We start from the raw sequence: 12,366 nt of genomic DNA, 5'->3' as shown, positions 1-12,366 counted from the left end.
AAAAAGTTTCTAGATTGGTGACGTGAGCGCCGTTCAGGAAGCGGGGCCGAGGCGGTTGTGCCGCACGGCTGCTTGGTGAAGCCTTCCGAGCCTGGCGGACACAGAGTGGTCCGTCGCAACGCTCCTCGGAAAGCGGAGAGGATTGTAGCAAATCGGCGCGCTGAATGCGCAAGCACGGCGCACATACGGTGCGTACCCGGCACAAGCGCGCGCCGTCGGCGCGCGTGGCCGTCAGGAAAGGGTCAGGACTCCGCGCCGACCCACGCCTGTTCGCGCAGCCGTGCGCGCAGGCGCGCGACGGCCTGGCTGTGCAGCTGGCACACGCGCGATTCGCTCACTTCGAGCACCGCGCCGATCTCGCGCAGATTCAGACCCCGTTCGTAATACAGCGACATCAGCAGCTTCTCGCGCTCCGGCAGCCGCTCGATCGCTTCGACGAGCGCTTCGCGCAGGTGCTCGTCGAGCAGCGCCGACAGCGGATCGGCGTGATCGACGCGATAGCGGTCGAGGAACGGCTCGTCGTCGGCCGCGCGGTCGAAATCCTCGTAGTAGATCAGCTGGCTGCCGTGCAGGTCCTGCAGCATCCCCTGGTATTCGTCGAGCGGCATGTTCAGGTGCTGCGCGATCTCGGTCTCGCTCGCCGAGCGGCCGAGATGCTGCTCGACCTGGTGCACCGCGTGCTCGACCTCGCGCGACGTCTTGCGCAGGCTGCGCGGCAGCCAGTCGTTGCTGCGCAGTTCGTCGAGCATCGCACCGCGGATACGCTGGGTCGCGTAGGTCTCGAACTGCGCGCCCTGGTCTTCCTTGTAGCGGCCGGCCGCGTCCATCAGGCCGATCATGCCGGCCTGGATCAGGTCGTCGAGGTCGACGCTCGCCGGCATCTTCGCGACGAGCTGCAGCCCGAGGCGTCGCACGAGCGGCGCATACTGCGCGAGCACGTCGGCCTGGGACATCTTTCCTTGAGCGTTGTACATCATGGCTCTCTCCTTCCGATGGCGCTCACGCGGCGTGTGCCGCGCCCGCCTCATACGACGGCTTGCCGCCCGCGTGCACGGCGCGGCCCGCACCCGCACCCGCACCCGAACCCGAACCCGGGCGCATCGGCCAGTACAGCAGGTCGGCGGCGATCTGCCGGTAGTCCCGCGCGGCGGGCGACGACGGGAACGCGTCGACCGCGGCGCGCGTCAGCTCGCGTGCATGCTCGACGAGCGGATCGGCGCTCACGCAGCCCGCGTCGGCGATCGACACGGTCAGGTAGCGGCTCGCGACGCCCGCGAGGTTGTCGAACGCGACCTTCGCGTCCGCATGACTGCCGACGTGATTGGTCAGCACGCGGAACTGCGCGAACGCATGCGCGAAATGCAGCCGCTTCATGTATGCATACGCCTCGGTGATCGCCTGTGCGGCGACCCGCGTGACGACCAGCACGTCGTGCGCTTCGCGTGCGAGCGCCGACAACGAACCGTCGGCGCCGAGCTGCGCGTCGACGAGGACGATGTCGGCCGGCCCGTCGATGAAATCGCTCAGCTGCGCATCGGTGTAGCCGGTGCGCGCGAGCCGCGCCGCGGCGCACAGGCCGAAGCCGGCCGCGACCCGCATGCGCTCGCCGTCGCGCAGCCACGCGCCCGCCAGCGTCGCGCTGGCCGAATGCACGTCGGCTCGCTCGTCGACGACGAGCACATCCTTGCCGAGCGACGCGAGCGCCGCCGCCAGGTTCACGACGGTGGACGTGCAGCCGACACCCGCCGGCCCGCCCGCCACCGCGACGATGCGTGATGCGCGCCCGGCCAGCAGGCGCCGCAGCCCTTCGGCCTGGTCGATGATTCGTTTATCCAAATCGCACCTCGTGAAGCTCGGCGGTGGAACGTGCGGTCAGTGCGGAAAGCAGCGTCGGCATGTCCTCGTCTTGCGGCACGAAGGGCGAGCCGTCGCGCGGGACACAGAACGCGCTCTTCAGCAGGAATTTGGTCGAGGCGACGTACAGGTTCTCCGGCACCTTCTGGCCGGTCGACACGTAGTGGATCGGCAGCTTGTAGCGGATCACCGTGTCGAGCACGCCGCCGAGGTGGGTCGCCTCGTCGAGCTTCGTGAGGATGCAGCCGGCCAGGTCCGGATGCTCGCCCGCGCTGCGGTACGCCTGCACGACTTCGTTGAGCGTGTCGCCGTGGCTCGTCGCGTTGAGCAGCAGCAGGCGCTGCACCGGCGCGTTCGCGCCGTGCAGCATCGCGATCTGGTCGGATACCGCGCGGTCGCGCTGGCTCATGCCGATCGTGTCGATCAGCACGATGTGCTTGTTGCGCAGCTCGGACAGCGCGAGCGCGAGGTCGCCCGCATCCTTCACCGCGTGCACCGGCACGCCGAGGATCTTGCCGAAGATGCGCAGCTGCTCGTGGCCGCCGATCCGGTAGCTGTCGGTGGTCAGCAGCGCGACCTTGCTCGCGCCGAAGCGCATCACGCAGCGTGCGGCCAGCTTCGCGGTGGTGGTCGTCTTGCCGACGCCCGTCGGCCCCATCAGCGCGAACACGCCGCCGCGCTCCATCAGCGCATCTTCGCTGTCGAGCACCGGCAGGTTCGACGCGAGCACCGACTGCGCCCATTCGGCGGCCTGTTCGAAGGTCTGCGCGCCGTCGCCGGCCGGCATGTTGTCGACCAGCATCCGCACGAGCTGCGCGGAGAAACCGGCCGCGAACAGGTGCTTCGTCAGCGCGCCGTGCACGGCGCTGCGACGCTGGCGGTCGTGCCACATCAGGCTGTCGAACTGCTCTGCCATCATCCCGCGCAGTTCGCCGAGCTCCTGCATCACCGTATCGTTGACGATCCGCTCGATGCGCGACTTCACGGCGTCGGCAACCGCGGCGGCCGCGTCGGCGGACAGGCGCGTGCGCTCGGCCGCCTTCGCGGCATGCGCGGCGCCCGGGTTCGTGTCGGGCGCACGGGTGGCGGCGGCCGGCATCCGGCGTTCGGCGTCGCGCACGATGTCGCGTGCCCAGTTGGGCGGCGTCGCGCTCGCGGCGGCCTGCGGGGCAGGCGCGCTCGCTTGCGGCGCGGCGGGCGTCGCCTGCGCACGCGCCATCAGCGCGTCGCGCTGCTGCGTCAGGCGCTTCGCGTGCTCGACGAGCCACGGCGCGGGTTCGGAGGCGGCGGCCGGTGCGGGAGCGGCGGAAGACTGCGCTGCCGCGGCCGGCGCTTCGTCATCGATCGCCGAAGGTTGCGCCGTCGCCTCGTCCGCGTCGGCGCTTGCGCCGAACACCGACGAGAACACGTCCGGCAGCCCGCCTTCGCCTGCTGCATACGGATTGACCGTCGGGCGGCCCAGCGCCGCGCCCGGGCGCGACACGATGCCCGGCACGGCGGCAGCCGGCACCGATTCCGGCATGCGCGACGCAGCGATGCGCGGGCGCGCCGCGGCCGGCGGCGTCACGGCGGCCAGGTCCGAATCCGCCAGGGCGACGATTTCCACGCTGCCGTCATCGAGCGTGCGGTTCGACAGCACGACCGCGTCGGCGCCGAGCGCCTCGCGCACGAGACGAAGTGCGTCGCGGCTCGTTGCGCCGGTGAATTTGCGAATGTTCAAGCGGAACCCCCGATGACGTTAACGACTTTGATCGTGCGTGTGTCCGGCACTTCGGCATACGACAGCACTTTCAATTGCGGCAGGCTGCGGCGCAGGAAACGCGCGAGCATCGCGCGCAGCGCGTGCTGCACCAGCAGCACGGGCGGCAGCCCGAGATTCTGTTGACGCAGCATCGCCTGTTGCGTGCCGGTCAGAAGGTTGTGCGCGAGGCCGGGTTCGAGGCCCGGGTTCGCGCCGGTGGCGAGCGCCTGCGACAGCACGCGCTCGAGATTCGAGTCGAGGCCCATCACCTGCATCTCGCCGGCACCCGGATACCACTGCTGCGTGATCGCGCGGCCGAGCGACAGCCGCACCGCGGCCGTGATCTCGAACGCATCGCCGCGGCCCGCATGTTCGGACACGGCTTCGAGGATCGTGCGCATGTCGCGGATCGGCACGCCTTCCTCGAGCAGGTTCTGCAGCACTTTCTGCAGCGTCGTCAGCGAAATCGTCTTCGGCACGAGGTCCTCGACGAGCGACGGCGCGTCCTTGCCGGTGTGCTCGACGAGCGACTGCACTTCCTGGCGGCCGAGCAACTCGGCCGCGTGCTGGACGACCAGATGGTTCAGGTGCGTCGCGACGACCGTGCTCGCGTCGACCACCGTATAGCCGTACACCTGCGCCTGTTCGCGCATCGCGACGTCGATCCACACGGCCGGCAGCCCGAACGCGGGATCCTGCGTGACGGCGCCCGGCAGCGCAGCCGTCACCTGGCCCGGGTTGATCGCGAGCCACTGGCCCGGGAACACTTCGCCGACGCCGATCTCGACGCCCTTCAGCGCGATCCGGTACGCGTTCGGCCGCAGCTCGAGGTTGTCGCGGATATGGATCACCGGCGGCAGGAAGCCGATTTCCTGCGCGAATTTCTTGCGGATGCTCTTGATGCGCTTGAGCAGTTCGCCGTCGCTGTTCTTGTCGACGAGCGGGATCAGGCGGTAGCCCACTTCCAGCCCGAGCGGGTCGATCAGCTGCACGTCGTCCCAGGTCGCCTCGTGGCTGTCCGACGGCAGCACCGCGGGCGGCGCGATGTCGGTCAGGTCGCCGGCCGCCTTGCGGGCCGCCGCGCGCTTGGTCTGCGTGCGGGCCAGCCAGATCGCGCCACCGCCGAGTGCGAGGAACGCGAAGTGCGGCATGCCCGGGATCAGCCCCATCAGCACGATGATCGCGCCGGTGATGTTCAGCACGCGCGGGTTCGTGAACAGCTGGCCGGTGATCTGCGTGCCGATGTCCTCGTCGGTCGCGACGCGCGACACGATCACGCCGGCCGCGGTCGAGATCACCAGCGACGGGATCTGCGCGACGAGGCCGTCGCCGATGGTCAGCAGCGTGTAGTTGGTGCCGGCCGCGGCAAACGACATGTCGTGCTGGACCATCCCGACGATCAGCCCGCCGATCACGTTGATCGCCATGATGATCAGGCCGGCGATCGCGTCGCCGCGCACGAACTTCGACGCGCCGTCCATCGACCCGTAGAACTCGGCTTCCTGCGACACGGCCAGGCGGCGCTTGCGCGCCTGCTCTTCGTTGATGAGGCCCGCGTTCAGGTCGGCGTCGATCGCCATCTGCTTGCCGGGCATCGCGTCGAGCGTGAAGCGCGCGGACACTTCGGCGATCCGCCCCGCGCCCTTCGTGATCACCATGAAGTTGATGATCATCAGGATCACGAACACGACGATGCCGACCGCGAAGTTGCCGCCGACGAGGAAGTGGCCGAACGCCTCGATCACCTGGCCGGCCGCGTCCGGGCCCGTGTGGCCTTCGAGCAGCACGACGCGCGTCGATGCGACGTTCAGCGACAGGCGCAACAGCGTCGAGAACAGCAGCACGCTCGGGAACGCCGCGAAGTCGAGCGGCTTCATCGTGTACATGCTGACGAGCAGCACCATCACGGACAGCGCGATGTTGAACGTGAACAGCAGATCCAGCAGCATCGGCGGCAGCGGCAGGATCATCATCCCCAGGATCATGCAGATGAGGATCGGGCCCGCGAGCGCGCGCAGGTTGGTACCCGCGAGCACGTTCGGACGCTTCGCGAACAGGCCGGTCGGGGTGCTCATGCCGTGCCTCCGTTGCCGAGCGTGTCTTCCTGTTCTTCGCGCTCGTCTTCGGCGGACACCGACGCGCCCTTGTCGAGCTCGGCCGGCACCTCCAGATCGACCGGCATCGCCGGGAACGCGCCGCCTTCCGAACGGAAGCGCTTGAGCTGGTAGACCCACGCGAGCACTTCGGCGACGGCCGAGTACAGCGAGCCGGGAATCTCGCGTTCGAGTTCGACGTTGTGATACAGCGCACGCGCGAGCGGCGGCGCTTCGAGCAGCGGCACGTTGTGTTCGGCCGCGAGTTCGCGGATGCGCGCGGCGACGAGGTTCACGCCTTTCGCGACGACCTTCGGCGCACGCATCTCGCCGTCCGTGTATTGCAGCGCAACGGCGAAGTGCGTCGGGTTCGTCACGACCACGTCGGCCTTCGGCACGGCCGCCATCATCCGGCGGCGCGCGATCGCACGCTGCTGCTGGCGGATCCGCCCCTTCACGTGCGGATCGCCTTCGTTCTCGCGATGCTCGCGCTTCACTTCTTCCTTCGTCATGCGCAACTTCTTGTTGTACTGCCAGATTTGGTAAGGCACGTCGAGGGCGGCAACCACCAGCATCCCGGCAACCGTCGTGCCGCAACACACGGCGATGAGGTGCATCGCATCGGGCACCGCCACGCGGAGCGGCTGCGTCGCGAGAGCGAGCAACTCGTCCTTGCTGCGCCAGATCGCGATGCCGCCGATCCCGCCGACGACCAGCGTCTTCGCGAACGACATCCCGAGCTGGATCGGCCCCTGGATCGAGAAAATCCGGCCGAGGCCCGAGATCGGGTTCAGGCGGTCGAACTTCAGCTCGAACGTCTTCGACGAGATCAGCCAGCCGCCGAGCGCCATCGGCGCGAGCAGCGCGGCGACGCCGGTGAGCGCGAGGATCGGCAACAGCGCGGCGAAGCCTTCGAGGCTCGCGCTGCCGGCCGCCGACAGCATCCGGTTCGTGTCGAAGGCGATCGCGCGATCGAACGTGAACGCGCCGCGCAGCATCGCCTGCAGATGCCCACCCGTCGGGCCCGCGAGCAGCCACGCGCCGTAGAACCCGGCCGCGAGCAGCGCGAACGAAGCCAGCTCGCGCGAACGCGCGACCTGCCCCTCCTCACGCGCCTTCTCGAGGCGCCTGGGAGTGGCGGCTTCGGTCTTGTCGAGATCGCTCTCGTCTGCCACGGGGCCTCCAGTCGGGTACGGCGGAATGCCGCTTTCCAGTGACACCGATTATTCATGGAGGCGTCAAACGCCGATCGGTCGAGCAAAGCCGGGAAAGGGGGGTATTTCGGGGAATCGGGAGAGCCGGCGCGAACGGGGCCGGACAGGGGACGGAACGGTGTACGGCGCAGCGGAAAAACGTGCCGATCGGTGCGAATCGGTGCGACACGCGGGGGGCCGGCGCCGGACGGAGCGACGACGACGTGAAGCGGGGAAAAGGCGGAGAAGCGGCGAAGAAACGGCGAAGAAGCGGCGAGGAAACGGTGAAGCAGTGAAGCGGCGCAGCGGATGCGGCGCGAATTCGGGCCCCGACGCGGCGGCGTCGCGCGTCGGGGCAGGCGTCGGTCAGGCCGCCACGATCGGGTCCGCGCCGAAGCGGTTCGGACCTTCGGTGCCGCGCGAGCACATCCACACGAGCAGCAGGATGCCGCCGACGATCGGGATCAGCGCGAGCAGCAGGAACCAGCCCGAGCGGCCCGTATCGTGCAGCCGGCGCACGCTGACCGCGATGCTCGGAATGATCAGCGCCAGCGAAACCAGAGCGATCACGGCGAGCAGCAGCAGCGTGATCAGGCCCGCGTCGCGGCCGGCCGCGCCGATGACCTGCGCGGCGATCGACAGCACGCAGGTCAGCAGCGCGAAATACCAGTATTCGGCACGACGCGCTCGGCCTTCGAATGTCGCGTATTTATTGAGTGCGGAACGAACGGCTTCGGAAAAATTCATTTTATTACCCTCATGTTTTATTTAGACGACCCCGGAAACAACGCCGGCATTATATGTTTGAATGTCGCCGGACTCCATCCCTTTTCGCATATCGGGTAGTGCGCGCACCGGCCGTCTCGCGGGCCCGCGCCACGCGGAAATGGCGCGGAAATGGCCGCAACAGCGGAATGCGGCGCCATCGGCTTGCATGCCGCGTCATTTTAATAATCTTGAAGACCTGACAGAAACGACAGCCCCCGATAATCCAGCATTTGATTACATCCGGATGAAATCGAGTGCGATCTATAATCGGCAGCCCGTGTGCCGCATTGGATTAACCGGCCGGCATTACGCGGGCGTGCAAAGCGCGCTACGCTTCGCCATGACTTGCCGATGCCCGTCGAACCGCACCATGCTTCGTCATTCGCTCGCGCCGTTGCTGTCGCTTGCCTGCGTGCTGACCGCCGGCTGCGCGGGCACGCCGGCCCTGCCGCCCGGCGCGCAGGCGCCTGACGCGCCGCACCCCGGCGCGATCGCACTGCACCATGCGTGGAACGGATCGACGCAAACCCTGTACGCGCAGGATTTCCCCGCGAGCTTCATCTTCCGCTGCGTCGACACGCGCGGCGAGCCGGCGGAACCCGCCCGCGCGGCCTCGTGCGTGCCGGTCGTCGAGATCGAATCGATGTCGGTCGATGCCGCCGCGCGCCCGGTCGCGCCAGCCGACGCCGTCCGGATCGAAAGCACCGCGTACGGGCCCGGCCACCGTTTCCTCGACCACACGCGCCTGATGCGCGGCGGCCGGCCACCGGGCTAGCGCCCGTTCCGGCCGCTCACGGGCTTGCGCGGCCCCTGGCGCCGGTTCGCCGGTTCACGCCTGCAACGGGCTCCCCCTATCCCGCCGCCGCCCGCTGCAGCGCGTCGAGATCGAGCTTCTTCATCGTCATCACCTGCGCCATCACGCGCTCCGCGCGCGCCGGATCGCCCGTCATCAGCTCGCTCATCTGCACCGGCACGACCTGCCACGACACACCGAAACGGTCGCGCAGCCAGCCGCACTGCTGCGCACGCTCGTCGCCGCCTTCCGACAGGCGCGCCCAGTAGCGGTCGATTTCGTCCTGGTCCCGGCAATTGACGACGAACGACACGGCCGGCGTGATCTGGAACACGGGGCCGCCGTTCAGCGCGACGAATGCCTGCCCGTCGAGCTCGAACGCGACGGTCATCACCGCGCCCTCCGCGCTGCCGGACGCGTGCGCGCCGGCCTTGCCGTAGCGCGCGACGTGCACGATGCGCGCGTTGTCGAACACCGATACGTAGAAACCGGCGGCCGCCTCGGCGTCGCGGTCGAACCACAGGAACGGCGTGATGCGTTGTATGCGCGGCTTCATGGCGCTGCCTCCTCGATGTCGTGCCGGCATGGGTGCCGGTATTACATCGTAGGCGCTATGCCCGCGCGCGGCGGGCCGCCGGTCAGGCCCGTCGTGCCGTGCACGGCCGGCGCATAAAAAAGGGGGCGATCGCTCGCCCCCTTGTTCCCGCATCCCGCCGCGCCGCGTCAGAACGCGACGAAAGGCGCCGCGCCGCCGCTCGCGGTCTTGTCCATCCCGAAGTAGATCGTCTTGCCGTAGAAGTGCGGCATGCCGATATCGAGCCAGCCGGACGAACCGAACGGACCGGCGATGTCGTTGAACGCGAACGTCGACGAGTTCGAGAACAGCGAATCCGCGTTCGCGACGGGCATCGTCACCGTGCCGCTCACGCCGTTCTGGCCGGTCAGCGTCGCCGAATTGCTGGTCGTCGACGACGGGCAGTAGAACTGCGTGTTCTTCGGGCAGGTCGGCAACGTGCCCGACGTATCGTTGAAGAAGTACGCGTTCGAACCCGTATCGAAGAAAGCGGTCACGTTGCGCCCCTGGAACGTCGCGCTGACGTCGCCCGTCGTGGTCGACGTCATCACCGTCTTCCCGGTCAGGTCGGGCAGGCCGAACGTCAGCGTCCCGGTCGCACTCGCCTGTCCGTTGTTCGAGATGCTCGGCATCGTCACACTCACCCCGCTGCTGTCGGCGAAGCGATGCACCGGGTTCGCCACCTGCTGCGCCACCGGCACGAGCGCGACCGTGCAGTTCGCGTTGTTACCGTTCGGGCATGCGTAATAGTTGTTGTTCGTCGACGTCGACGTCGCGCAGGTCGTGCCGCAGTCGACCGGCGCCGGCCCGATGCCGAGGATCCCGTTCGCGCCGAGCGCGCTCGCCGAGTTGGCCGACGCGCCGCCGTTCGTGCACGAACTCGGCACGTTCGTCGTGCCGAGGTCGCCGATGATCTGCACGGGCAGCGAACTCGCCTGCTCTGAGCCGATCGACAGGTCGACGGTGCGCACCGAGCCCCACGTGTAGCTCGACACGAACTTGCCGCATTCGGCGACCGGCGCGCCGCCGCTCGTCACCTGCGGGAGGCTGCCGAGCACGCCCGACACCGCGCTGCCGACGAGCCGCAGCCCGTAGGACGCGGTATCGACGAGCACGTTGTTGACGATCTGGCAGTTCGACGTGCCCGGCACGCAGACCTTGAGGCTGACGGTCGGGATGTTGATCACGTTCGCGACACCGGCGTTGACGGTGATGACGGCCGTGTTCCCGGAATTGCCGTCCGAGCCGCCGTTACCGTTGTTGCCGTTGTTGCCCGAGCTGCTGCCGCCGTCACCGCCGCCGCATGCCGTCACGAGGACGGCCGTCGCCGCCGCGAGGCCCAGCACGCCGAGCCAGCGCTTGAATGTACGAGGAATTCTCAAGATCGCTCTCCCGCTGTCACTGGATGTCGGTGCCGGTCAGGCCGGCAGGCAGCGCCGCCGGCAGCCACGCCTGGCCCGAGAAGGCGCCCATGTGGCCGCCTGTCCGGATCACGAGGCCGCTCGTGTCGACGGACACGGGCGCGCGCCAGCCGCGCGCCTTGTGCGCCGCCTGGACGCCTGCGGTGTACTGCGGGAAATAGCTGCCGAGCAGCGACGCGAGATCCGGCATCGTCGGCCCTTGCCACGCGAGGCCGAACACGCTGCCGGCGGCCGACGTGTATTCGTGGATGACGGTGCCCGATCCGAGCGTGATCTCGCGGACGGTATAAGCGGCCGTGCTCGTCTGCATGCCGTCTGCCGAACGCATCGCGCGCTGCAAGGCGCGTACGGTTGCGGCCTGATCGTCCGCCGGCGGCGACATCGGCGCGCCGCCCAGTTCAGCGTATGCGTGGACACTCCACAGCACACCCATTGCAGCCGTCGCGTGCGCGACGGCCCAGCCCAAGCGTTTCAGCTTCACGTTCCCCCCCAAGGGACTGGCTTTGTTGCCGGCGGTGCGGCCATCGCGCCCGCGCCACCTGCCAACATATGAAATCGTACGAATGACGCTACGTTGCTGCTGACGCGTAGTATGCCTGCTGAGTGTGTCGAAGTGTCAATTTGACGCAGGATCACCCGGCGCCACGCGGGAATCGCGTGCGCGGTGAAGCAGTGCGGGGGACGATGTAGCGCGGGCATCGGCGCCGCCGCGACAGGCGGCGCACCGATACCTGCGGCAGGGTCAGAAGCCCAGGCTGGCGAGCAGGTCGTCCACCTGCCCCTGGTCCTGGACCACGTCGGTCTTGCCTTCCGGCGCGATCTGCGGGCCGTTCAGCAGCGACTCGGGGCTGCCGGTCGAGCTGATCTGCTCGGCCGCGAGCGCGGCCGCGGTGGCCGCGAACTGCTCGCGCCGCTCGGGCGCGATGTTCTCGACGAGCACCGTGAGAAGCTGCTGCTCGATCAGGTAGACCATGTCCATGATCTTCTTGATCACCTGCCCGGTCAGGTCCTGGAAATCCTGCGCGAGCATGATCTCGAGCAGTTGCGCGCTGGTGGCCGAAGCCGATTCGGGCAGCGTACGCAGGAACGTGCGCGTATCGTCCATCAGCTCGCGCACTTCCGCGTGCTCGATCGGCGCCGCATACCACTGCGCCCAGCGCGCGTCGAGCGCCTCGGCCTCGTTCTGGATGCGCTCCTGCATCGGCTTCGCGACCTCGATCGCATTCAGCACGCGCACGGCGGCCTGCTCGGTCATCGTGGCGACGTAGCGCAGCCGGTCGCGCGCATCGGGCACGGCTTCGGCCGCCCGCTCGACATGCTTGTCGAGCCCAAGCTCGCGCATCGAATCGCGCAGCGTGCGCGTGACATGGCCGATGCGCGCGAGGATGCGGTCGCTCGCGAAATCGGCGCCTTCGGCGTGGCCGTCGGCGCTGAACCCGGCGCCGGTCAGCGCGGCATGGATCGGCTCGTTCACGTCAGCTCCCGGTCTTCGCCATCTTGTCGATAATCTTGTTCAGCTTCTCGTCGAGCGTCGCGGCCGTGAACGGTTTCACGACGTAGCCGCTCGCGCCGGCCTGCGCGGCCGCGATGATGTTCTCCTTCTTCGACTCGGCCGTGACCATCAGCACCGGCAGGTGCGTGAGCGTCGCGTCCGCGCGGATTTCCTTGAGCATCGCGAGGCCGTCGAGGTTCGGCATGTTCCAGTCGGAGATCACGAAGTCGAAGCCGCCGCCGCGCAGCCGCGCCAGGCCGGCCGCGCCGTCCTCGGCCTCGTCGACGTTCGAGTAGCCCAGTTCCTTGAGCAGGTTGCGGACGATCCGGCGCATCGTCGGGAAATCGTCCACCACCAGGATTTTCATGCTCTTGTCCATCGTCGTTCCTTTCCAGATTCGTTTCCGTCGGGACGCGTATCGTGGCACGCGCCCCGTG

The 12,366-nt window shown here is 68.4% G+C and carries 12 protein-coding genes and 1 riboswitch; of the genes, 1 reads left to right on the top strand and 11 read right to left on the bottom strand.

Annotated elements, in window-relative coordinates:
* Window positions 1-17: 17 nt before the first annotated feature.
* A riboswitch (S-adenosyl-L-homocysteine riboswitch) is annotated at window positions 18-133 on the bottom strand.
* Window positions 134-242: 109 nt separating this feature from the next.
* The 6 genes from FFS49_RS24055 to FFS49_RS24030 all read right to left on the bottom strand — a co-directional run bounded on the left by FFS49_RS24055 (window position 243) and on the right by FFS49_RS24030 (window position 7,628).
* On the bottom strand, window positions 243-977 hold the full coding sequence (locus tag FFS49_RS24055; protein WP_006484033.1) for an RNA polymerase sigma factor FliA: 735 nt from the start codon (window positions 975-977) through the stop codon (window positions 243-245).
* Between the two features lie 22 nt (window positions 978-999).
* Window positions 1,000-1,836, bottom strand: coding sequence for a flagellar biosynthesis protein FlhG (locus FFS49_RS24050; RefSeq protein WP_105815102.1), 837 nt, complete (start codon window positions 1,834-1,836; stop codon window positions 1,000-1,002).
* Window positions 1,829-3,574, bottom strand: coding sequence for a flagellar biosynthesis protein FlhF (gene flhF, locus FFS49_RS24045; RefSeq protein ID WP_105815103.1), 1,746 nt, complete (start codon window positions 3,572-3,574; stop codon window positions 1,829-1,831). Before flhF ends, FFS49_RS24050 begins: the two co-directional genes overlap by 8 nt.
* The gene (gene flhA, locus FFS49_RS24040; protein WP_039346804.1) at window positions 3,571-5,670 is read right to left on the bottom strand and encodes a flagellar biosynthesis protein FlhA; all 2,100 of its coding nucleotides are present in this window, start codon (window positions 5,668-5,670) and stop codon (window positions 3,571-3,573) included. Before flhA ends, flhF begins: the two co-directional genes overlap by 4 nt.
* A complete protein-coding gene (gene flhB, locus FFS49_RS24035; protein ID WP_105815104.1) occupies window positions 5,667-6,863 on the bottom strand; it encodes a flagellar biosynthesis protein FlhB in 1,197 nt (398 codons plus the stop codon). The genes flhA and flhB overlap by 4 nt, the downstream gene beginning before the upstream one ends.
* Before the next feature lie 384 nt (window positions 6,864-7,247).
* On the bottom strand, window positions 7,248-7,628 hold the full coding sequence (locus FFS49_RS24030; protein WP_039346808.1) for a DUF805 domain-containing protein: 381 nt from the start codon (window positions 7,626-7,628) through the stop codon (window positions 7,248-7,250).
* Between the two features lie 391 nt (window positions 7,629-8,019).
* On the opposite strand from FFS49_RS24030, the gene FFS49_RS24025 reads away from it, so the two are divergent.
* Window positions 8,020-8,424, top strand: coding sequence for a hypothetical protein (locus tag FFS49_RS24025; RefSeq protein WP_105815105.1), 405 nt, complete (start codon window positions 8,020-8,022; stop codon window positions 8,422-8,424).
* Between the two features lie 76 nt (window positions 8,425-8,500).
* On the opposite strand, the gene FFS49_RS24020 is transcribed toward FFS49_RS24025, so the two are convergent.
* The 5 genes from FFS49_RS24020 to cheY all read right to left on the bottom strand — a co-directional run bounded on the left by FFS49_RS24020 (window position 8,501) and on the right by cheY (window position 12,308).
* On the bottom strand, window positions 8,501-8,998 hold the full coding sequence (locus tag FFS49_RS24020) for a VOC family protein (RefSeq protein WP_039346812.1): 498 nt from the start codon (window positions 8,996-8,998) through the stop codon (window positions 8,501-8,503).
* A gap of 167 nt (window positions 8,999-9,165) precedes the next feature.
* Window positions 9,166-10,398, bottom strand: coding sequence for a DUF3443 family protein (locus FFS49_RS24015; protein WP_105815106.1), 1,233 nt, complete (start codon window positions 10,396-10,398; stop codon window positions 9,166-9,168).
* 16 nt (window positions 10,399-10,414) lie between these two features.
* Window positions 10,415-10,918 (bottom strand): DUF2844 domain-containing protein, encoded by a 504-nt coding sequence (locus tag FFS49_RS24010; RefSeq protein WP_039346816.1) that lies wholly within the window; start codon window positions 10,916-10,918, stop codon window positions 10,415-10,417.
* 261 nt (window positions 10,919-11,179) lie between these two features.
* On the bottom strand, window positions 11,180-11,911 hold the full coding sequence (gene cheZ, locus FFS49_RS24005; RefSeq protein ID WP_039346817.1) for a protein phosphatase CheZ: 732 nt from the start codon (window positions 11,909-11,911) through the stop codon (window positions 11,180-11,182).
* A 1-nt stretch (window position 11,912) separates the two neighbouring features.
* The gene (gene cheY, locus FFS49_RS24000) at window positions 11,913-12,308 is read right to left on the bottom strand and encodes a chemotaxis response regulator CheY (RefSeq protein ID WP_039346818.1); all 396 of its coding nucleotides are present in this window, start codon (window positions 12,306-12,308) and stop codon (window positions 11,913-11,915) included.
* Between the last annotated feature and the right edge of the window lie 58 nt (window positions 12,309-12,366).

Source organism: Burkholderia sp. 4NA327C6 (genome assembly GCF_005502655.1).
In the GTDB taxonomy this organism is placed as follows: domain Bacteria; phylum Pseudomonadota; class Gammaproteobacteria; order Burkholderiales; family Burkholderiaceae; genus Burkholderia; species Burkholderia contaminans.
Note: the sequence above shows the minus strand (reverse complement) of the source record. Positions and strands in the feature narration are given on the sequence as shown.